General features: G+C 70.8%; 16 protein-coding genes and 1 pseudogene. 4 read left to right on the top strand and 13 right to left on the bottom strand.

The annotated features are described in order from the left end of the window. The first annotated feature begins 6 nt into the window (after window positions 1–6). From tal to pgl, 4 genes are read left to right on the top strand one after another with little or no spacing between them, the layout of a single operon-like run. Window positions 7–1,125 (top strand): transaldolase, encoded by a 1,119-nt coding sequence (gene tal, locus QFZ82_RS29765; protein ID WP_307716072.1) that lies wholly within the window; start codon window positions 7–9, stop codon window positions 1,123–1,125. Between the two features lie 15 nt (window positions 1,126–1,140). Continuing rightward, complete coding sequence (zwf, locus tag QFZ82_RS29760; RefSeq protein ID WP_373429451.1) at window positions 1,141–2,664, top strand: glucose-6-phosphate dehydrogenase; 1,524 nt, start codon at window positions 1,141–1,143, stop codon at window positions 2,662–2,664. After that, entirely contained in the window at window positions 2,661–3,722 is a 1,062-nt protein-coding gene (gene opcA, locus QFZ82_RS29755; RefSeq protein ID WP_307716070.1) for a glucose-6-phosphate dehydrogenase assembly protein OpcA, read from the top strand. Before zwf ends, opcA begins: the two co-directional genes overlap by 4 nt. After that, on the top strand, window positions 3,719–4,501 hold the full coding sequence (pgl, locus tag QFZ82_RS29750; RefSeq protein ID WP_307716069.1) for a 6-phosphogluconolactonase: 783 nt from the start codon (window positions 3,719–3,721) through the stop codon (window positions 4,499–4,501). The genes opcA and pgl overlap by 4 nt, the downstream gene beginning before the upstream one ends. A gap of 215 nt (window positions 4,502–4,716) precedes the next feature. Here the strand turns inward: pgl and QFZ82_RS29745 are convergent, their stop codons facing one another. The 13 genes and pseudogenes from QFZ82_RS29745 to uvrC form a co-directional block, all read right to left on the bottom strand. Then, on the bottom strand, window positions 4,717–6,237 hold the full coding sequence (locus QFZ82_RS29745; protein ID WP_307716068.1) for a PH domain-containing protein: 1,521 nt from the start codon (window positions 6,235–6,237) through the stop codon (window positions 4,717–4,719). Continuing rightward, window positions 6,234–6,734, bottom strand: a complete 501-nt coding sequence (locus tag QFZ82_RS29740; protein WP_307716067.1) for a PH domain-containing protein — start codon at window positions 6,732–6,734, stop codon at window positions 6,234–6,236. Before QFZ82_RS29740 ends, QFZ82_RS29745 begins: the two co-directional genes overlap by 4 nt. 4 nt (window positions 6,735–6,738) lie before the next feature. After that, window positions 6,739–8,400, bottom strand: coding sequence for a glucose-6-phosphate isomerase (pgi, locus tag QFZ82_RS29735; protein WP_373429346.1), 1,662 nt, complete (start codon window positions 8,398–8,400; stop codon window positions 6,739–6,741). 170 nt (window positions 8,401–8,570) lie between these two features. Continuing rightward, window positions 8,571–8,906: an RNA polymerase-binding protein RbpA gene (locus QFZ82_RS29730; RefSeq protein WP_003957010.1), complete on the bottom strand. Its 336-nt coding sequence runs from the start codon at window positions 8,904–8,906 to the stop codon at window positions 8,571–8,573. Window positions 8,907–9,042: 136 nt separating this feature from the next. After that, entirely contained in the window at window positions 9,043–9,273 is a 231-nt protein-coding gene (gene secG / locus QFZ82_RS29725) for a preprotein translocase subunit SecG (protein WP_177148920.1), read from the bottom strand. Between the two features lie 170 nt (window positions 9,274–9,443). After that, on the bottom strand, window positions 9,444–10,220 hold the full coding sequence (gene tpiA, locus QFZ82_RS29720; protein WP_307716066.1) for a triose-phosphate isomerase: 777 nt from the start codon (window positions 10,218–10,220) through the stop codon (window positions 9,444–9,446). 6 nt (window positions 10,221–10,226) lie between these two features. Next, a pseudogene (pgk, locus tag QFZ82_RS29715) lies at window positions 10,227–11,439 on the bottom strand (phosphoglycerate kinase). 121 nt (window positions 11,440–11,560) lie between these two features. Beyond that, window positions 11,561–12,565, bottom strand: coding sequence for a type I glyceraldehyde-3-phosphate dehydrogenase (gene gap, locus QFZ82_RS29710; protein ID WP_307716065.1), 1,005 nt, complete (start codon window positions 12,563–12,565; stop codon window positions 11,561–11,563). Window positions 12,566–12,788: 223 nt separating this feature from the next. Beyond that, window positions 12,789–15,737 (bottom strand): M14 family metallopeptidase, encoded by a 2,949-nt coding sequence (locus QFZ82_RS29705; RefSeq protein ID WP_307716064.1) that lies wholly within the window; start codon window positions 15,735–15,737, stop codon window positions 12,789–12,791. Window positions 15,738–15,908: 171 nt separating this feature from the next. Further along, window positions 15,909–16,898, bottom strand: coding sequence for a DNA-binding protein WhiA (gene whiA / locus QFZ82_RS29700; protein WP_005318962.1), 990 nt, complete (start codon window positions 16,896–16,898; stop codon window positions 15,909–15,911). Next, window positions 16,889–17,953, bottom strand: coding sequence for a uridine diphosphate-N-acetylglucosamine-binding protein YvcK (gene yvcK / locus QFZ82_RS29695; protein WP_307716063.1), 1,065 nt, complete (start codon window positions 17,951–17,953; stop codon window positions 16,889–16,891). The genes whiA and yvcK overlap by 10 nt, the downstream gene beginning before the upstream one ends. Then, the gene (gene rapZ, locus QFZ82_RS29690; RefSeq protein ID WP_177148837.1) at window positions 17,950–18,891 is read right to left on the bottom strand and encodes an RNase adapter RapZ; all 942 of its coding nucleotides are present in this window, start codon (window positions 18,889–18,891) and stop codon (window positions 17,950–17,952) included. The genes yvcK and rapZ overlap by 4 nt, the downstream gene beginning before the upstream one ends. Further along, window positions 18,888–20,873, bottom strand: a complete 1,986-nt coding sequence (gene uvrC, locus QFZ82_RS29685) for an excinuclease ABC subunit UvrC (protein ID WP_307716062.1) — start codon at window positions 20,871–20,873, stop codon at window positions 18,888–18,890. The genes rapZ and uvrC overlap by 4 nt, the downstream gene beginning before the upstream one ends. Window positions 20,874–21,196: the final 323 nt, after the last annotated feature.

The raw sequence follows: 21,196 nt of genomic DNA, 5'->3' as shown, positions 1-21,196 counted from the left end.
ACTCTCATGACAGACGCACTCAAGCGCCTCTCCGACGAAGGCGTGGCGATCTGGCTGGACGACCTGTCCCGCACCCGGATCACCTCCGGCAACCTCGCCGAGCTGATCGACCAGCAGCACGTCGTCGGTGTCACCACCAACCCGTCGATCTTCCAGAAGGCGATCTCGGAGGGTCACGGCTACGACCAGCAGCTGGAGGACCTCGCCGCCCGCAAGGTGACGGTCGAGGAAGCCATCCGCATGATCACCACGGCGGACGTGCGCGACGCGGCGGACATCCTGCGCCCGGTCTTCGACGCGACCGACGGCCAGGACGGCCGGGTCTCCATCGAGGTCGACCCGCGCCTGGCGCACAACACCAAGGCGACGGTGGCCGAGGCCAAGCAGCTGGCGTGGCTGGTGGACCGCCCGAACACGCTCATCAAGATCCCGGCCACCAAGGCGGGTCTGCCGGCGATCACCGAGGTCATCGGCCTCGGCATCAGCGTGAACGTGACGCTGATCTTCTCGCTGGAGCGTTACCGCGAGGTCATGGACGCCTACCTGGCCGGTCTGGAGAAGGCCAAGGAGCGCGGCCTGGACCTGTCCAGGATCCACTCGGTGGCGTCCTTCTTCGTGTCCCGCGTGGACACCGAGATCGACAAGCGCCTGGACGCCCTGGGCACCCCCGAGGCCAAGGATGCCCGCGGCAAGGCCGCTCTGGCCAACGCCCGCCTCGCCTACCAGGCGTTCGAGGAGGTGTTCGGCAGCGACCGCTGGGCCGCGCTCGACAAGGCGCAGGCCAACAAGCAGCGTCCGCTGTGGGCCTCGACGGGTGTCAAGGACAAGGCGTACAAGGACACGCTGTACGTCGACGAGCTGGTCGCGCACGGCACGGTCAACACCATGCCGGAGGCCACGCTCGACGCGACGGCCGACCACGGCCAGATCACCGGCGACACGGTCCGCGGCACCTACGAGCAGGCCCGCGCCGACCTCGACGCGGTCGAGAAGCTGGGCATCGCCTACGACGACGTCGTCCAGCTCCTCGAGGACGAGGGCGTCGACAAGTTCGAGGCGTCCTGGAACGACCTGCTGAAGTCGACCGAGGCCGAGCTCAAGCGCCTCGCACCGTCGGAGGGCTGACCTACCTTGTCCGGTATTGGCGGAGCCAACCCGCTCCGTGATGCTGCAGACCGACGGCTCCCGCGTATCGCGGGGCCGTCGGGCCTGGTCATCTTCGGCGTCACCGGGGACCTGTCCCGCAAGAAGCTGATGCCCGCCGTCTACGACCTCGCCAACCGGGGGCTGCTGCCGCCGGGCTTCTCGCTCATCGGCTTCGCCCGTCGCGAGTGGCAGGACGAGGACTTCGCCCAGGAGGTCCACGACGCGGTCAAGGAGCACGCGCGCACGCCGTTCCGTGAGGAGGTCTGGCAGCAGCTGAGCCAGGGCATGCGCTTCGTGCAGGGCACCTTCGACGACGACGACGCCTTCGAGCAGCTGAAGTCGACCATCGAGGACTTGGACAAGGTGCAGGGCACTGGTGGGAACTTCGCGTTCTACCTGTCCGTGCCGCCGAAGTTCTTCCCCAAGGTCGTGCAGCAGCTGAAGAAGCACGGCCTCGCGGACCAGACGGAAGGCTCCTGGCGCCGCGCGGTCATCGAGAAGCCGTTCGGTCACGACCTGGCCTCCGCCAAGGAGCTCAACCAGGTCGTCCACGAGGTCTTCCCGCCCAACGAGGTCTTCCGGATCGACCACTACCTGGGCAAGGAGACCGTCCAGAACATCCTGGCGCTGCGGTTCGCGAACACGCTGTTCGAGCCGATATGGAACCGCTCGTACGTGGACCACGTGCAGATCACGATGGCCGAGGACATCGGCATCGGCGGCCGCGCCGGCTACTACGACGGCATCGGCGCCGCCCGTGACGTCATCCAGAACCACCTCCTCCAGCTGCTCGCGCTGACCGCCATGGAGGAGCCCGCCTCCTTCGACGCGGACGCGCTCGCGGCCGAGAAGACCAAGGTGCTGGGCGCGGTCAAGCTGCCCAAGGACCTGGCCGCCAGCACGGTCCGCGCCCAGTACGCGGCCGGCTGGCAGGGCGGCGAGAAGGCCGTCGGCTACCTCCAGGAAGACGGAATCGACCCCGCGTCGAAGACCGACACGTACGCCGCGATCAAGCTGGAGATCGACAACCGCCGCTGGGCGGGCGTCCCCTTCTACCTGCGCACCGGCAAGCGGCTGGGCCGCCGCGTCACCGAGATCGCGGTCGTCTTCCAGCGCGCCCCGCACTCCCCGTTCGACTCCACGGCCACGGAGGAGCTGGGCCAGAACGCCCTGGTCATCCGCGTGCAGCCGGACGAGGGCGTGACCCTGCGCTTCGGTTCCAAGGTGCCCGGCACCTCCATGGAGGTACGGGACGTCTCGATGGACTTCGCCTACGGCGAGTCGTTCACCGAGTCCAGCCCCGAGGCGTACGAACGCCTCATTCTCGACGTCCTGCTCGGCGACTCCAACCTCTTCCCCCGGGTCGAGGAGGTCGAGCTGTCCTGGAAGATCCTCGACCCGATCGAGCAGTTCTGGGACACGAATGGCAAGCCCGCGCAGTACCCCGCGGGTACCTGGGGGCCCACCGAGGCGGACGAGATGCTCGCACGAGACGGACGGAGCTGGCGCCGGCCATGAAGATCGACCTCACGGACACCACGGCCAGCAAGATCAACAAGGCGTTGGTGCAGGGTCGTCGCGCGATCGGCACTCCTGCCGTCGGCATGGTGCTCACCCTCGTCATCGTCACCGACGAGGAGAACGCCTACGACGCGCTCAAGGCCGCCAACGAGGCGTCGCGTGAGCACCCCTCGCGCACCCTCGTCGTCATCAAGCGCGTCTCGCGCTCCCCGCGCGACCGCGCCAAGGCACGGCTCGACGCGGAGGTCCGCGTCGGCGCCGACGCCGGTACCGGCGAGACGGTGATCCTCCGCCTGTACGGAGAGGTGACCGACCACGCGCAGTCCGTGGTGCTCCCGCTGCTGCTGCCCGACGCGCCCGTCGTCGTCTGGTGGCCGGTGAACGCGCCGACCGACCCGGCGTCCGACCCGCTGGGCGCGCTGGCTCAGCGTCGCGTGACCGACACGTACGCGGCCGAGCACCCGGTGCACGAGCTCACCGCCCGCGCCGATGCGTACAGCCCCGGTGACACCGACCTGTCCTGGACCCGGATCACGCCGTGGCGCTCGATGCTCGCGGCCGCTCTGGACCAGGTCACCTGCAAGGTGACGTCGGTCGAGGTGGAGGGCGAGGAGTTCAACCCGAGCTGCGAACTGCTGGCCATGTGGCTCGCGGACCGGCTGGACGTCCCGGTGAAGCGGTCGCTTTCGGCGGGTCCCGGCCTCACCTCGGTCCGGATGGAATCCACCTGCGGGCCGATCGTGCTGGACCGGCCGGACGGGTCGCTCGCGACCCTGTCCATCCACGGCCAGCCCGACCGCGCGGTGGCGCTCAAGCGGCGTGAGACGGCAGAGCTGATCGCGGAGGAACTGCGGCGGCTCGACCCGGACGACACGTACGCGTCGGCGCTGCGGTACGGGGTGCACCGGCTGAGCGATCCGGTGGCGGAGGTGGCTTCGGCGGCCGAGGCCGCCCCGGCCGAGCAGGCCGCCCCGGCCGAGCAGGCCGCCCCGGCGGAGAAGAAGGCGGCGCCCTCGAAGAAGGCCGCTCCGGCGAAGAAGGCGGCGGCGAAGTGAGCGCGCCGCAGCTGGTCGTGCACCGCGACAAGGAACTGATGGCGCAGGCCGCGGCGGCCCGGCTGATCACGAGGATCGTGGACGCCCAGGCCGCCCGCGGGTCGGCGTCGGTGGTCCTGACGGGCGGCCGCAACGGCAACGGCCTGCTGGCCGCGCTGAGTTCGTCCCCCGCGCGGGACGCGATCGACTGGTCGCGGCTCGACCTGTGGTGGGGCGACGAGCGCTTCCTGCCGGACGGCGACCCGGAGCGCAATGTCACGCAGGCCCGTGAGGCCCTGCTGGACAGGGTCCCGGTGGACCCGGCGCGGGTGCACGCCATGCCGGCGTCGGACGGGCCGTACGGCTCGGACGTGGACGCCGCGGCCGCGGCCTACGCGGCCGAACTGGCCTCGGCGGCCGGGCCGGAGGACCACGGACCGGTGCCGACGTTCGACGTGCTGATGCTGGGGGTGGGACCCGACACTCACGTGGCGTCGCTGTTCCCCGAACTGCCCGCGGTCCGCGAGACGGAGCGCACGGTGGTCGGCGTCCACGGGGCGCCGAAGCCGCCGCCGACGCGTGTCTCGCTCACGCTCCCCGCGATCCGCGCGGCGCGCGAGGTGTGGCTGCTCGCGGCGGGCGAGGACAAGGCGAAGGCGGTCCAGATCGCGCTGTCGGGCGCGGGCGAGATCCAGGCGCCGGCGGCGGGAGCGTACGGCAGGGCCCGCACGCTGTGGCTGCTGGACGCGGCGGCGGCGTCCCAACTACCGCGCGCGCTGTACCCACCGGCCTCGGCCTAGCCCCGGGCCCCGCACCGCGCTTCGCGCGGTGTCGCGGCCATGGGAGAGCCCCCGGACGGGCTGGATTCGCCGCAGCACGGCAAGTCCAGCCCGTCGCCCCGCCTCAGCCCCGTCGGCGTCGCGGCACGGCGGACGCTTCCAGCCCCGCCGGCGATTGAGGCGCGGGGCCGGGGCAGAGCCCCGCAAGCACGCCGCACTCTCGGGCCGCGCCCCCGTCAGCCCGGCCCGCCGCGCAGGAACGGCTCCAGCACCCCCGGCACCGCCTCCGCCGCGAACACCAGCCCCTCCCCCTCCCCCGCGTCCCGCACGTCGTACGCCCCCGCGCCCGCCGCCGTCGTCGCCGTCAGCGTGATCAGGCCCGCGCGACGCTGGAAGACGGACTGCCGGACGGTCCAGCCGATCACCCCCGACCTCTGCAGCGCCACCGTGCTGCGCCGTACCGTGCCCGAGCGGGTCAGCAGGTACGCCCCCGCGATGCCGTGGCCCAGGCTCCGGTACGCGTCGAGCGCGAGCAGCAGCGACACCGGGACCGCCGCAGCCGTCCAGCCTGCCGCGATCCACACCAGCACCGGCGTGAGCCACCACCCCAGCAGCGCCAGGACGAGGGCCGGGAGCAGCGCCCCTGTCAGGGCCCAGCGCAGCCGCCTGCCGCGGGCGGCGGGGGGATGCGGTGTCAGCGGCGACGCGGCGGTCGGGACGACGGGCTCGCGCAGCACGCGCGCCGCCACCTCGTCGGCGAGCGCCCGCGGCACCGCCGGCAGCAGGGTCCGGCGGTCGGCGTGTTCGTCCTCGCCGTCCTTGACGAGCCCGGTGGCCACCGCGTCCAGGCGGGCCGCTCCGATCAGCCGCACGCCCAGCGGCTCGACGAGGTCGACCCCGCGCAGGCGCCGTTCCTCGATCGACGTCGAGCGGGCGGTGAGCAGGCCCCGCCGCACGTGCAGGGTCCCGCCCGGTTCGCGCTCCAGACGGTAGTTCCACCACATCTCGGTCCAGAGGCCCAGCGCGCCCACGACGCCCGTGACGATCGCCGCACCGGCGAGCACGACGATCATCCAGACCAGCGGGGTGTCCCGGAAGCGTCCCCATATCCAGTGGATGACCTCGGCCTGGGCACCGAACCACTCGCTGACCTGCAACACGGCGCCGGCCGCCGCGCCGCCGAGCAGCGGGGCGACGAAGGAGACCGGCGCGTACCGGATCCAGGCGGGGTCGAGGGCGGCGAGGACGCCGTCGGCCGAGGGGTCCGCCGCCGGCGCGGCGGTGCGGGCCAGCAGGTGCGTGCGCAGCCGTTCGGCCTCCGCCCGGGAGACGGCGTCCAGTTCCAGCGTGGACTCGCCGCCGCCGGTCTGTTCGCCCGTGCCTATCCGTACCCGGACGAGGCCGAGGACGCGCAGCAGGACGCCGGCGGTGAGGTCGACGCTGCGGATGCGCTCGCGGGCCAGGGAGCGTCGTTTGACGAGCAGCAGGCCGGTGTGGAGCTCGGCGCGTTCGGGTCCGACGCGGTAGCGGGTCCGGCGCCAGCGGACGTAGTCGGCGCCGGTGGCGACGGCGACGAGCAGGACGGCGCCGGCCAACACCCAGCCGAGGGCCTGCCACAGCGGTATGCCGCCCAGCAGGCCGAACAGGGCGGGCAGTGCGGCTCCGCCGGCGACGCCCGCCGTCACCAGGGCGCTGACGAGGACCGTACGCCCGTCCATCCGGCGCCACTCGCCGTCCGGCCCGCCGGGCTCGCTCATGTCGCGTCCCCGGGCGTCGCCTGGGTGATCCGGGTCAGCCGCTCGGCGAGGTCCGCGGCGAGCTCGTGGTCGAGCCCCTCGATCCTGATCGCCCCTTTGGAGGAGGCGGTCGTGACGGTCACCGTGGCGAGCCGGAACGCCTGTTCCAGCGGCCCACGGACCGTGTCCACTGTCTGGATACGGGACATCGGGGCGATCCGCCATTCCTGCCACAGGGCGCCCGTGCGCACGTACACCGCCTCGTCGGTGACCTCCCAGCGATGCACCCGGTACCACCAGGCGGGGAGGAACGCGGTGCCGGTGAGGCCCATGACGGCCACCGCGGCGGCCGGTCCCCACAGCCAGGCGCGTGCGGGCTCGATGACCGCGCCCAGGACGCCCATGACGGCCACGGGGACGGCCGTCGTCAGCAGGCACTGCGTACGCCACCAGCCGACGACGCGTTCGTTCAGCCGGTTCTCCGGCGGCCGCAGCCGCACCGCGTTCTCCCCCCGCATCGGCTCAGCGGCCGCGCAGTGCCCGGTACCGGGCGGCCAGCGTGGCGGTCGAACTGTCGAGCTGCTCGCCGCCCCTGCCCTCCGTCAGGACGGGCTCGATCTTCTTGGCGAGGACCTTGCCGAGTTCGACACCCCACTGGTCGAAGGAGTCGATGTTCCATACGGCGCCCTGGACGAAGACCTTGTGCTCGTACAGGGCGATGAGCTGGCCCAGCACGGAGGGGGTCAGCTCGTCCGCGAGGATCGTGGTGGTGGGGTGGTTGCCGCGGAAGGTCTTGTGCGGCACCAGCTCCTCCGGGACACCCTCCGCCCGCACCTCCTCGGGCGTCTTGCCGAAGGCCAGGGCCTGCGTCTGCGCGAAGAAGTTGGCCATGAGCAGGTCGTGCTGCGCGACCAGACCGGGCTGCAGGTCGCCGACGGGCCGGGCGAAGCCGATGAAGTCCGCCGGGATGACCTTCGTGCCCTGGTGGATCAACTGGTAGTAGGCGTGCTGGCCATTGGTGCCGGGCGTGCCCCAGACGACGGGGCCGGTCTGCCAGTCGACGGGGTTGCCGTCGCGGTCGACGGACTTGCCGTTGGACTCCATGTCCAGCTGCTGGAGGTACGCGGTGAACTTGGACAGGTAGTGCGAGTACGGCAGGACCGCGTGCGACTGGGCGTCGAAGAAGGCCCCGTACCAGACGCCCAACAGTCCGAGCAGCAGCGGCGCGTTGGCCTCGGCGGGGGCGGTGCGGAAGTGCTCGTCGACGAGGCGGAAACCGTCCAGCATCTCCCGGAAGCGGTCCGGGCCGATGGCGATCATGAGGGAGAGACCGATGGCGGAGTCGTACGAGTAGCGGCCGCCGACCCAGTCCCAGAACTCGAACATGTTCGCCGTGTCGATGCCGAAGTCGGCGACCTTCTCCGCGTTCGTCGACAGGGCGGCGAAGTGCTCGGCGACGGCCTCCTGGCCGGCGCCCAGCTCGGTGAGCAGCCAGTTGCGCGCGGAGGTGGCGTTGGTGATGGTCTCGATCGTGGTGAAGGTCTTGGACGCGACGATGAACAGCGTCTCGGCCGGGTCGAGGTCGCGCACGGCCTCGTGGAGGTCGGCCCCGTCGACGTTGGAGACGAAACGGAACGTCAGGTCACGTGCGGTGTAGGAGCGGAGCGCCTCGTACGCCATCGCGGGACCGAGGTCGGAGCCGCCGATGCCGATGTTGACCACGTTCCGGATGCGCTTTCCGGTGTGGCCGGTCCACTCGCCGGAGCGGATCCGGTCGGAGAAGGCGGCCATCTTGTCGAGCACGGCGTGCACGGCGGGGACCACGTTCTCGCCGTCGACCTCGATGACGGCGTCGCGCGAGGCGCGCAGCGCGGTGTGCAGGACCGCGCGGTCCTCGGTGGTGTTGATCTTCTCGCCGCGGAACATGGCGTCGCGCAGCTCGAACACTCCGGTGGCCCCGGCCAGCTCGCGCAGCAGCGCCAGCGTCTCGTCGGTGACGAGGTGCTTGGAGTAGTCGAGGTACAGATCACCGACCTGGAGGGTGTACCCGCTGCCGCGCCCGGCGTCGGCGGCGAAGAGCTCCCGCAGGTGGGTGTCGCCCAACTGCTCGCGGTGCTTGCCGAGAGCGACCCATGGCGACATCTGGTGGAGCCTCGTAGGACGTTCTGCGTTCATCTCGGACATCAGCCCACTTCTTCTCGTACCTGCCTGCATGCCCCGCTGCGTCTCCAACCTAATTGATCAGGCGGGCGGATGACGTGTCAGCGGGACGCGGGACGGCGAGAAGCGGCCGGGCCAGGGCTCGGAACGACGAAGTCCGGCCGGCACCCCTCGGTGCCGGCCGGACTCAACGTCTAGATCTCGCCCCGCAGTTTGGCGAGCGCCTCCGCGAGGATCGCCTCGCCGTCCGCGTCGCTGCGCCGCTCGCGCACGTACGCGAGGTGCGTCTTGTACGGCTCGGTACGCGGCGGGTCCGGCGGGTTGTCCCGGTCCTGGCCTGCCGGGAACCCGCACCGCGGGCAGTCCCAGGTGTCGGGGACCTGTGCGTCACTGGCGAAGCTCGGCTGCGTCTCGTGCCCGTTGGAGCACCAGAAGGAGATGCGGAGGCGCGGTGCGGACTCGCCCCGCTCTGCCTCGCCCATCGGCCCCGCTCCGACCCGGCTCCCCCGGATCGCGTTGCCACTTGCCACGGTCGTAACTCCCTGCGTGATGGTGCTGCACAGCGTCTCACAGCGGCTGCGCCGCGAGTGCCCCAGTCTACGTAAGGCCCAACGCTCGTCCAGTGTTTGGAGTTACACCCCAGGCCGGGACGGGAAAAGAGACGGGTCAGCTGTCCAGCTTCACCAGCAGGCCAAGTACGACAATGCACGCGAACCACAGCAGACCGACCACGACGGTGATGCGGTCGAGGTTGCGCTCGGCGACCGACGAGCCGCCGACGGACGACTGCATGCCGCCACCGAACATGTCGGAGAGGCCGCCGCCCTTCCCCTTGTGCATCAGCACCAGCAGCATCAGCAGCAGGCTGAAGACGATCAGGGCGATCGAGAACCCCATAACCACGGCTGGACCAACTTCCTCGGACTGATCAGGACTGACACCGATATGTACTGCGGGGGCCGGGCTCGCCACGCGGCGGAGCCGCAGAGTGGCACTGTGAGCCTCGGCCCCCGCAAGGGTACGCCGGATCCGCGCTAGCGCATACTCACCGGTCGCTCACCTGTCGCTCACTGGTCGCGGAAGCGGACGATCTTGACGAACTCGTCCGCGTCCAGCGCCGCGCCGCCCACCAGGGCGCCGTCGACGTCGGGCTGAGCCATGATCGCGGCGACATTCCCGGCCTTCACCGAGCCGCCGTACTGGATGCGGACCTTGTCGGCCAGCTCCTGGCCGTACAGCTCCGCGAGACGGCCGCGAATGGCCCCGCAGACCTCCTGCGCGTCCTCGGGCGTGGCGACCTCGCCGGTGCCGATGGCCCACACCGGCTCGTACGCGATCACGATGGACTCGGCCTGCTCGGCCGGGACGTCCTTCAGACCGCCGTCGAGCTGGGCGAGCGTGTACTCGACCTGGTTGCCGGCCTTGCGGACGTCCAGGCCCTCGCCGACGCACAGGATCGGGGTCAGGCCGTGCCTGTACGCGGCCTTCACCTTGGCGTTGCAGATCTCGTCGGTCTCGGCGTGGTACTGGCGGCGCTCGGAGTGGCCCACGGCGACGTAGGCGCACTTCAGCTTGGCCAGCATCGGGCCCGAGATCTCGCCCGTGTAGGCGCCGGAGTCGTGCGCGGAGATGTCCTGGGCGCCGTACTTGATCTTGAGCTTGTCGCCGTCGACCAGGGTCTGCACGGACCGCAGGTCGGTGAAGGGCGCCAGGACGGCGACCTCGACGGCGTCGTAGTCCTTGTCATTGAGCGCGAAGGCGAGCTTCTGGACGTGGGCGATGGCCTCGAGGTGGTTGAGGTTCATCTTCCAGTTGCCCGCCATCAGCGGGGTGCGAGTGCTCACAGGTTTTCAGTCCTCCAGTGCGGCGAGGCCGGGAAGCGTCTTGCCCTCGAGGTACTCGAGGCTCGCGCCACCGCCGGTCGAAATGTGGCCGAATGCGTTCTCGTCGAAGCCGAGCGTGCGCACGGCGGCGGCCGAGTCGCCGCCGCCGACGACGGTGAAGGCGGAGCTGTCGACGAGGGCCTGGGCGACCGCGCGGGTGCCGCCCGCGTAGTCGGGGTGCTCGAAGACGCCCAGCGGACCGTTCCAGAAGACGGTCTCGGCATCGGCGATCTTGGCAGCGTACAGCTCGCGGGTCTTCGGGCCGATGTCGAGGCCCTCCTGGTCGGAGGGGATCTTGTCGGCGTCGACCGTGATGAAGTCGGCCGGGGCCTTGGTCTTCAGGTCGGGGAACTCCGAGGCGGCCAGGACGTCGACCGGAAGGACGAGCTCGACGCCGTTCTTCTCGGCGCGCTCCATGTACTCGGTGACGGTCGGGATCTGGTCCTCCTGGAGGAGGGAGATGCCGACCTCGTAGCCCTTGGCCTTGAGGAAGGTGTAGGCCATGCCGCCGCCGATGAGCAGACGGTCGGCCTTGCCGAGGAGCTGGTCGATGACCGCGAGCTTGTCGGAGACCTTGGCACCGCCGAGGACGACGACGTACGGCCGCTTCACCTCGTCGGTGAGCTTCTTCAGGACGCCGACCTCGGTGGCGATGAGGTAGCCGGCGGCGTGCGGCAGCCGGGCCGGGAGGTCGTAGACGGAGGCGTGCTTGCGGTGCACGGCGCCGAAGCCGTCGCCGACGTAGAGGTCCGCGAGGGCGGCGAGCCGGTCCGCGAACGCGCCGCGCTCGGCGTCGTCCTTGGAGGTCTCGCCGGCGTTGAAGCGGAGGTTCTCGAGGACCGCGACCTGGCCGTCGGCCAGGCCCGCCACGACCGCCTGGGCGGACTCGCCGACCGTGTCGGTCGCGAAGGCGACGTCGGTCCCGAGCAGTTCGCCGAGCCGCGCCGCGGCGGGGGCGAGCGAGAAGGCGGGGTCCGGGGCGCCCTTGGGGCGGCCGAGGTGCGAGGCGACGACGACACGCGCGCCGGCCTCGGCGAGCTTCGCGATCGTCGGCTGGACGGCGCGGATGCGCCCCGTCGTCGGTGATGGTGGTGCCGTCGAGCGGGACGTTGAGGTCGGCGCGGACGAATACCCGCTTGCCCGTGACCCCGTCGGCCAGCAGCTGGTCGATGGTCTTCATGTTCTGCGACTCCTCGAAGGGCTCTGCACGCGCGGCAGGGCTCGGGCGCTGCGTCGCGCTGCCCGAGCCCTGCCACTCACATCTTGGTGCTCTCGTTGCAGTTCGGATCAGAGAGTACTGATCAGAGCTGGTTGCCGACGAAGACCGTCAGGTCGACGAGGCGGTTGGAGTAGCCCCACTCGTTGTCGTACCAGCCGACGACCTTGACCTGCTTGCCCTGGACCATGGTCAGGGAGGAGTCGAAGGTGCAGGAGGCCGGCCAGTTCACGATGTCCGAGGAGACGATCGGGTCCTCGGTGTACTCCAGGACGCCCTGCAGCTGGCCCTCGGCGGCCTTCTGGAAGGCGGTGTTGATCTCGTCCTTGGTGACCTCGCGGTCCAGCTCGAGGACGAGGTCGGTGACGGAGCCCGTGGGGACCGGGACGCGCATGGCGATGCCGTCCAGCTTGCCCTTGAGCTGCGGGAGGACCAGGGCGGTGGCCTTGGCGGCACCGGTCGAGGTCGGGATGATGTTCTCCGCGGCGGCACGGGCGCGGCGCAGGTCCTTGTGCGGGAAGTCCAGGATGCGCTGGTCGTTCGTGTACGCGTGGACCGTCGTCATCATGCCCTTGACGATGCCGAAGTTCTCGTCCAGGACCTTGGCCATCGGCGCCACGCAGTTGGTGGTGCAGGAGGCGTTGGAGATGACGTGGTGGTTGGCCGGCTCGTACTTGTCCTGGTTGACACCCATCACGATGGTGATGTCCTCGCCGCTGGCGGGGGCGGAGATCAGGACCTTCTTGGCGCCACCGGCGATGTGCTTCTCGGCGTCGGCCTTCTTGGTGAAGATGCCGGTCGACTCGATGACGATGTCGACGCCCAGCTCGCCCCACGGGATGTCGGCGGGGTTGCGCTCGGAGAGCACCTTGATGGTGTGGCCGTCGACGGTGATCGTGTCGGCGGTGTGGGACACGTCGGCCTTGAGACGGCCGAGAATGGTGTCGTACTTCAGCAGGTGGGCCGTGGTCGCGGTGTCACCCAGGTCGTTGACAGCCACGATCTCGATGTCTGCACCCTGCTCCAGCAGCGCGCGGAAGTAGTTACGACCGATGCGGCCGAAGCCGTTGATGCCTACGCGGATCGTCACGAAACCGATCTCCTCGTTGGTACGCCGGGTTTCGACGCCGGCGAGCTTTATTTGGGATGTCCCCGACCGCCTACGACCCTACCTCTCCGGAGTGCTCGTGGTGACATCCAGAGCGGGCCGTGTACGGCAAGGCGGTCCGTACCCACCAGTAGGGGTACGGACCGCCGCTTTTCCGGCCGTTTTTTGATCGGGTCACGGCCCGGATCCGGCCGCTCCGACTGTGTCAGCGCCGCAGTGCGGCGAGCGCCCTGCCGATGATCCGGGCCCGGTCGGCCGCGGAGGGCACGTGCTCCAGTCCGAAGCCGATCAGCACGCTGTCACGCGCGGTGACCGCCGCGGCGGACGGGTGCAGGTCCTGGCTGCGTGTCCAGTTCCCGCGCAGAGCGGGGCTGCCCTGCGGCGGTCCCGCGACGGCCCAGGGTCCGAGCGAGGTCTCGAAGCCCTCGGCGCCCTGCTCGCCGCCCGCCGTCACCAGCCGGGTGTCGTCGACGAAGACGCCCCGGCCGCCGTCGCCGGGGTCGGTGATGTACGAGACGGCGACCTCGATCTTCTTGCCCGCATAGGCGCTGAGATCGAACGAGGCGGCCCGCCAGCCGTCGGAGGCCCCGGTGAACGAGTTCCAGGCGCCCGTGGAGCCCCGCGCCGTGCATCCGCCGGGACCCACGGTGAGGTAGTGCCGCAGGAAGGGGTGCATGGCGACGTAGAAGCCGCCGTCGCACTGGGTGGGGACGGTGGTGGAGGTGGAGCCGTTCGCGTCGGGCAGCGTCGTCCAGTCGTCCTGGCCCACGGTGTGGACCTCGAAGACGGCGTTGTCGTAGCCGGGCTCGGTGTTGTAGCTCAGGCGCAGATTCAGCGCGGGCGCGTCGGCCGCGCTCGTGCCGCTCAGGTCGAGCGTGCGCGTGAGCCGCATCCAGGAGGCGTTGCGGTGGCTCGCCGCCGCGTACCAGTCGCCCTCGTACGGCGAGAAGGGCATCTTCACGCCGGGGTAGTCGCCCGCGGCAACGCTGCTGAACTGCGGGAACTTGTCGGACGGCAGGGTGTCCGAGGTGATCGTGTACGCACCGGCCGCGTCCAGTGGGTTGCCGGGCGCCCCGGCGAGCGCTCCCGAGGCCCCCGCGAGGCGGCCCGCGCCGAGGAAGCCGCCCGCTCCGGCGAGCGAGGCACGGCCCGAGGCGCCGAGGTAGTACTGGGAGAAGTCGTCGCTCAGCGCGCCGCCGAGGTCGGCGGCGCCGCCGGCCCGCTCGCCGGTGGTGACGAGCTTGCCGCCCTCGTTGAGGTAGGCCCGCACGGCCTGCGTGGTGGCCCAGGTGGGCGCCTTCGCCCTGGTGTACCAGACGACCGTGTCGAAGTGGCCGAGCACCGCGAGCGGATGCGGGGTGCCCTGCGTGGCGACGTCCCAGACCGCGCTGCGCTGCTTGTTGTCGGCGAGCGCCCCGGTGTAGACGGCGGTGTGCTGCGCGGGTGCGCTGCCGCCCTCCTCGGCGATCACGAGGGTCGAGGCGCGCGGCCGTTCGGCGATCCGGTAGGTGAAGTGCTCGCTGGAGGTGCGCTTGCCCTCCCTCGTACGGCCGGTGAACCAGACCTCGACCGTGTCGCCGACGTCGCCGTCCCGGATGCCGGCGCGGTACTCGTCGAAGCGGATGTTGTCGTCGCCGCCGAAGGTCTCGCCGCCCTTCCAGGGCCGCAGCACCTGGTTGTGCGTACGACCGCCGTTGACGCGGTACTTGAGCTGCTTGCCCCGTAGCGACTTACGGGCGACGACGGACACTTCCTGATCCCCGCCGAGGGCGTAGGAGGTGGTGAAGGTGTCGGGGGTGAAGTCCGCCGCGTCGAGCCCGAGCGAGGAGGACGGCCGGTCGGGGTGGGCGGCGGTCTCGGCGACGGAGAGCGCGAACGGGATGTTCTTCGCGAACTCCTGCTGGATCAGCTTCTCGTCGTCGGGGAAGGTGAAGACGGAGGCGCAGTCGGCCGCGTTCCAGGGGTCGTTCGGGTCGATGCGGGACGCGGTGGCGCAGGTCGACATCTCCGGGGTGTACATCATCATCCCGTTGACGTTGGCCGCGTGGCCGTCGGCCTCGCCGTTGGTGGTGTACAGCTCGGAGGAGACCTGGGGGCGGTAGCCGGGGACGGCCGGGTTCTCGGGGGTGCCGGCGAGCGCCTTGTAGAGCACGTCGTCGGGCGTGGGTGTGGCGACCTGCCAGCCGACTCCGTAGAGGATCAGCTCCGCGGCCGAGTGGTAGTTGATGCCGTACTCGAAGCCGATGCGCTTCTGGAAGGCGTCGATGGCCCGGGTCTCGGGCTCGGACGCCGGGCCGGTGCCGCGGTAGGTCTCGTCGAACGGGTCGGGGGACGAACCCTCGTTGTCGTAGCCCCACTTGTAGGCGAAGTTCCGGTTGAGGTCGACGCCGTCGCCGGGCGTGATCTTCCCGTCGCCGTTGTTGTCGCGCATGTTCTTGCGCCACTGGCGCTCGGCGGTCCCGGTGAAGGTGTGGTCGTAGCCGTCGGGGTTGGCCGAGAGCACGAACCACAGCTCGGTGGAGTCCACGATCTTCGTGATCCGCGGGTCCTTGCCGTAGTTCGTGAGGTAGTGGTGCATCAGCCGCCGGGTCATCTCCGGCGTGATCCATTCCCGGGCGTGCTGGTTCGACATGTAGAGCGTGGCCGGCTTGCTGCCGTCCCGGTGCTTCGCGGCGCCCTTGGAGATCTTGAGGGCGAGGATGTCCTGGCCCTTGACCGTCTTGCCGATGCTGACGGCCTTGGTGAGGCCGGGATGGGCGGCGGCGGTCGCCAGGATCTCGCTCCTGAGGCCGCCCTCGCCGCTGTACGGCCGGTAGACGCCGTCGCCCGCCTTGGCGACGCGCCGCTCGGCCTCGGCGGGGACGGTGTGCTCGGTGATGCCGACGCCCTGCGCGCGCAGTTCGTCCGCCTGCCGTTCGGTGAGGTACAGCTCGACGGTGGCGGAGCCCTTCTTCGGCACCTGCTCGGTGAGTTCGTGCCCGTCGGCGCCCGCCGCGAGGATCAGCGGGACCTGCGCCCGGGTGACCTTCGCATGCCACACGGAGAGTTCGTCACCGTCTCCTCCCCCCGGTTCGGCCTGCGCGATCGGCGCCGCCGACAGTCCCGCGACGAGCAGTGAAGCCGCTGCGAGGATCGATCTCGCCCTGCGTCTCATGCGCCCCCCTTGCTGTTGTCTGCCCGATGAGTGAACACGCGCCAGGCTCATGACTCTCCATGATCATGTCAATAGGGCATCGGGATGCCCGGGACGGTCTGCGGAAACGCCGCTGCCGACGCCCGAACGGGCGTCGGCAGCAAAGCTCTTGAGCTGCATGCCGGGGAGGGCTCAGCCGACGAGCCCGTCGGCCATCTCCTCGGTCAGATTGGACTCCGTACCCGGAATGCCGAGGTCCTGAGCCCGCTTGTCGGCCATCGCCAGCAGCCGCCGGATACGGCCGGCGACCGCGTCCTTCGTCAGCGGCGGGTCGGCGAGGGCGCCCAACTCCTCCAGGGACGCCTGCTTGTGCTCCATGCGCAGCCGGCCCGCGGCGGCGAGATGCTCGGGCACCTCCTCGCCGAGGATCTCCAGGGCGCGCTGCACCCGGGCCCCGGCCGCGACGGCGGCGCGGGCCGACCGCCGCAGGTTGGCGTCGTCGAAGTTCGCCAGGCGGTTGGCGGTGGCCCGCACCTCGCGGCGCATCCGCCGCTCCTCCCACGCCAGCACCGACTCGTGCGCCCCGAGGCGGGTCAACAGCGCGCCGATCGCGTCACCGTCCCGGACGACCACTCGGTCCACGCCCCGCACCTCGCGGGCCTTGGCGGCGATCGAGAGCCGGCGGGCGGCGCCGACCAGTGCCAGGGCGGCCTCCGGGCCGGGGCAGGTGACCTCCAGCGAGGAGGACCGGCCGGGCTCCGTCAGGGAGCCGTGCGCGAGGAACGCACCCCGCCAGGCGGCCTCGGCGTCGCACGTGGCGCCGGAGACGACCTGGGGCGGCAGGCCGCGGATCGGGCGGCCGCGGCCGTCGACCAGGCCGGTCTGCCGCGCGAGCTGGTCGCCGCCGGCCACCACCCGTACGACGAAACGGGAGCCGCGGCGCAGCCCGCCGGGGGCCATCACCATCAGCTCCGAGCTGTGGCCGAAGATCTCCAGGATGTCGCGCTTGAGGCGGCGCGCCGCGATCCCGGTGTCGAGCTCCGCCTCGATCACGATGCGGCCGCTGACCAGGTGCAGACCGCCCGCGAACCGCAGGATCGCCGAGACCTCCGCCTTTCTGCAGCAGGTCCGGGTGACGGGAAGCCGGGAGATCTCGTCCTTCACCGCTGCCGTCATCGCCATGGGCCGATCCTTCCATGCATCCGAAAAATACGGTCGTACGCGGCAGCCAACAGCTCCGGGTCATGCTTCGGAGCGCCTCCCCCGGAGACTTCGCCCTGGGAGGGGCCCCCGACCGAGGCCACGGGCGCCAGCTCGACCGCGGCGCCGAGCCGCCTGGCGGCGTCGTCGAGGGACTCGCGGTCGGGCACGGCGGCCTCGTCGGCCAGCACCACGTCCAGGGCGAGTTTAGGCGCGTGTCGTCCCAAAACCTCCAAATGACGCTGCGGGGAGAAGCCTTCTGTTTCGCCCGGCTGCGGCGCGAGATTGAGGGAGAGGACCCGCCGCGCCTTGGTCTCGACCAGGGCATCGAGCAGCTCGGGCACGAGCAGGTGCGGGATGACCGAGGAGAACCACGAGCCGGGCCCGAGAACCACCCAGTCGGCGTCCAGGACGGCCTCGACCGCTTCCGGGACGGCGGGCGGGTCGTTCGGCACGAGGTGCACGGACTGCACCTCGCCCGGGGTGAGCGCGACGGTCGCCTGGCCGCGGACCGTGGACACCTCGTCGGGGCGCGCGGGGTCGTGCCCGCGCACGAGCGCCTGGAGTTCCAGCGGGACGGCCGACATGGGCAGCACCCGGCCCTGGGCGCCGAGCAGCTTGCCGACCAGGTCGAGGGCCTGCACATGGTCGCCGAACTGCTCCCACAGCGCCACGATCAGCAGATTGCCGACCGCGTGCTCGTGCAGGTCGCCCTTGGACTGGAAGCGGTGCTGGATGACGCGGGCCCAGGTCTGGCCCCAGTCGTCGTCGCCGCACAGGGCCGCGAGCGCCTTGCGGAGGTCGCCCGGCGGCAGCACGCCGAGCTCCTCGCGGAGCCGGCCGCTGGAGCCGCCGTCGTCGGCGACGGTGACGACCGCCGTCAGGTCGCCGGTGATGCGGCGCAGGGCCGCGAGCGACGCGGACAGGCCCATGCCGCCGCCGAGGGCGACGACCTTGGGCTGCGCGCCGCGCTTCCGTGTCGACACGGTACGCGTGGACCTGCGCACCCGCCGCAGACGGAGGGTTCGTCCGGTCACTCGCGCCCCATGTCCCGGTGCACGACCACGGTCTCGACTCCGGCGGAGGACAGGCGGGCCGCGAGCTTCTCGGAGGTGGCGACCGAGCGGTGCTTGCCGCCCGTGCACCCCACCGCGATGGTCACGTACCGCTTGCCCTCGCGGCGGTAGCCGGAGGCGATCAGCTGGAGCAGCTCGGTGTAGCGGTCCAGGAACTCCTTGGCTCCGGGCTGGTTGAAGACGTAGTTCGACACCTCTTCGTTCAGGCCGGTGAAGGGGCGCAGCTCGGGGACCCAGTGCGGGTTGGGCAGGAAGCGCATGTCGACGACGAGGTCGGCGTCGACGGGGAGTCCGTACTTGAACCCGAACGACATCACCGTCGCCCGCAGCTCCGGCTCCTCCTCGCCCGCGAACTGGGCGTCCATCTTGGCGCGCAGCTCGTGCACGTTGAGGCTGGAGGTGTCGATCACCAGGTCGGCGTCGCCGCGCAGCTCGCGCAGCAGGTCGCGCTCGGCCGCGATGCCGTCGACGATCCGGCCGTCGCCCTGGAGCGGGTGCGGGCGGCGGACCGACTCGAACCGGCGCACGAGGGCGTCGTCGGAGGACTCCAGGAAGACCGTCCGGCGGGTGACCTGCTTGGCGTCGAGGTCGGCGAGGGACTCGCGGAGATTGTCGAAGAAGCGCCGTCCGCGCACGTCCACGACGACGGCGATGCGGGCGACATTGCCCTGCGAGCGGGCGCCGAGCTCCACCATGGTGGGGATCAGCGCGGGGGGCAGGTTGTCCACGACGAACCAGCCCAGGTCCTCCAGACACTTCGCCGCAGTGCTGCGACCGGCTCCGGACATGCCGGAGATGATCACCAGCTCCGGGATGGCCACGTCCGCCGCGGCGTCGGCGGGCTCGGCCGTATTGCCCGTACTCACGTCTGCTGCTCCGTCTCCGTCGTGCTCGGTCATGTCGTTCTGCCCCCGTCGTTCTCTTCCATGATCTCTCCTGTCGCCGTATTCACGGCGGGTGCGGCCGGAGCCGACTGCGCAAGGGCCACGACGACCGACTCGGCCGTCTTGCGGCCCATGCCGGGGACCTCGCAGATCTGCTCGATTGTCGCCTGCCGCAGGCGCTTCACCGAGCCGAAATGCTTGATCAGAGCCTGTTTGCGGGTGTCCCCGAGGCCGGGCACGGCGTCCAGCGGGCTGGTCCTGATCCGCTTCGTCCGCTTGGAGCGCTGATAGCGGATGGCGAAATCGTGAGCCGTGTCACGGACCCGCTGGAGGAGGTAGAGGCCCTCGCTGGACCGGGGCAGCACGACCGGGTCGTCGTCGTGCGGCAGCCAGACCTCTTCGAGGCGCTTGGCGAGGCCGCAGACGGCCACGTCGTCGATGCCGAGCTCGTCAAGGGCTCGCTGAGCGGCCGCGACCTGCGGCTTTCCGCCGTCGACGACGACGAGCTGGGGCGGGTAGGCGAACTTCTTTGGGCGGCCGTCGTCCTCGGGGGCCTGGCTCCCGGGGTCGTCGCCGCCGATCCACTCCCCTGTCCTGTCCTTCTCGGCGAGATACCGCCTGAACCGCCGGGTGATCACCTCGTGCATGGACCGGACGTCGTCCTGGCCCTCGAAACCCTTGATCTGGAAGCGGCGGTACTCGCTCTTGCGCGCGAGGCCGTCCTCGAAGACCACCATCGACGCCACCACGTCCTCGCCCTGGAGGTGGGAGACGTCGAAGCACTCGATGCGCAGGGGCGCCGAGTCGAGACCGAGGGCCTCCGCGATCTCCTCCAGGGCCCGCGAGCGGGTGGTCAGATCGCTGGCGCGCTTGGTCTTGTGGAGGCCGAGGGCCTGCAGGGCGTTGCGCTGCACGGTCTCCATGAGCGCCTTCTTGTCGCCGCGCTGCGGGACGCGCAGCGACACCTGCGACCCGCGGCGGCCGCTCAGCCACTGGGTGACGGCGCTGTCGTCCTCGGGCAGCGCGGGGACGAGGACCTCCTTGGGCACGGCGTCGCCGCTCTCCTCGCCGTACAGCTGCTGGAGGGCGTGCTCGACCAGGCCGGCGGTGTCGACGTTCTCCACCTTGTCGGTGACCCAGCCGCGCTGGCCGCGCACCCGGCCGCCGCGGACGTGGAAGATCTGCACGGCGGCTTCCAGCTCGTCCTCGGCGAGGGCGATCAGGTCGGCGTCGGTCGCGTCGGCGAGCACGACGGCGTTCTTCTCCAGGGCGCGCTTGAGCACCTCTATGTCGTCGCGCAGCCGGGCCGCCTTCTCGTACTCCATCTCCTCGGCGGCCGCCGTCATCTGCTTCTCCAGGCGGCGGATGTACGTGCCGGTGCGGCCGGCCATGAAGTCGCAGAACTCCTCGGCCAGTTCGCGGTGCTCCTCGGGGGTGACCCGGCCGACGCACGGCGCGGAGCACTTGCCGATGTAGCCGAGCAGGCAGGGTCGGCCCTTCTGCACGTGGTTCCTGAACACGCCCGCGGAGCAGGTGCGCACGGGGAAGACGCGGAGCATCAGGTCGACGGTCTCGCGGATCGCCCACGCGTGCCCGTACGGACCGAAGTAGCGCACGCCTTTCCGCTTGGCGCCGCGCATGACCTGGACCCTTGGGAAATCCTCGTTCAGCGTGACCGCGAGATACGGATAGCTCTTGTCGTCGCGGTACTTGACGTTGAACCGGGGGTCGAACTCCTTGATCCAGGAGTATTCCAGCTGGAGCGCCTCGACCTCGGTGGAGACCACCGTCCACTCGACGGAGGCGGCGGTGGTGACCATGGTGCGGGTGCGCGGGTGCAGATTGGCCAGGTCCTGGAAGTAGCTGGCGAGGCGCTGGCGCAGGCTTTTCGCCTTGCCGACGTAGATCACCCGGCGGTGCTCGTCGCGGAACCTGTAGACCCCCGGCGAGTCGGGGATCTGTCCCGGCTTGGGGCGGTAACTGGAGGGGTCTGCCATGCCGACCACCCTACTGGCGGCAGGTGACAGCGTGGTCATCTCCGGGGGGACATGACCAGCGCTGAGCGGGACGCCGCGGGCCGGACGAGGGCGGGCGCGGAAACCGGCCGCGACGGCGGCCGGGGGCCTCGTTCCCGGCCATGAGCCCTGCATCCATCCTTGTCGCGGGAAGATCAACACGCTTCAATGCGGAGTGACGCGGCGCTGTGATCGGTACGGCCCGGATGTGAAGACCTCCGTCCCTCCCCGCCCGGAAGGCCGCCGCCCACCCCCAGCGGCAGCCACCGCTCCGTGATCGTTCACCGCACGCCATGAGCCCCCGG

It is taken from the genome of Streptomyces sp. V4I23, assembly GCF_030817975.1.
Classification (GTDB): domain Bacteria; phylum Actinomycetota; class Actinomycetes; order Streptomycetales; family Streptomycetaceae; genus Streptomyces.
The sequence above is the reverse complement of the archived record's forward strand: the minus strand, read 5'-3'. Positions and strand labels throughout refer to the sequence as shown.

Coding starts and splice junctions, on each gene's coding strand:
- tal (WP_307716072.1), top strand. CDS start 7: ATGACAGACGCACTCAAGCGCCTCTCCGACGAAGGCGTGGCGATCTGG.
- opcA (WP_307716070.1), top strand. CDS start 2,661: ATGAAGATCGACCTCACGGACACCACGGCCAGCAAGATCAACAAGGCG.
- QFZ82_RS29745 (WP_307716068.1), bottom strand. CDS start 6,237: ATGAGCGAGCCCGGCGGGCCGGACGGCGAGTGGCGCCGGATGGACGGG.
- QFZ82_RS29740 (WP_307716067.1), bottom strand. CDS start 6,734: ATGCGGGGGGAGAACGCGGTGCGGCTGCGGCCGCCGGAGAACCGGCTG.
- pgi (WP_373429346.1), bottom strand. CDS start 8,400: ATGTCCGAGATGAACGCAGAACGTCCTACGAGGCTCCACCAGATGTCG.
- secG (WP_177148920.1), bottom strand. CDS start 9,273: ATGGGGTTCTCGATCGCCCTGATCGTCTTCAGCCTGCTGCTGATGCTG.
- QFZ82_RS29705 (WP_307716064.1), bottom strand. CDS start 15,737: ATGAGACGCAGGGCGAGATCGATCCTCGCAGCGGCTTCACTGCTCGTC.
- whiA (WP_005318962.1), bottom strand. CDS start 16,898: ATGGCGATGACGGCAGCGGTGAAGGACGAGATCTCCCGGCTTCCCGTC.
- rapZ (WP_177148837.1), bottom strand. CDS start 18,891: ATGACCGAGCACGACGGAGACGGAGCAGCAGACGTGAGTACGGGCAAT.
- uvrC (WP_307716062.1), bottom strand. CDS start 20,873: ATGGCAGACCCCTCCAGTTACCGCCCCAAGCCGGGACAGATCCCCGAC.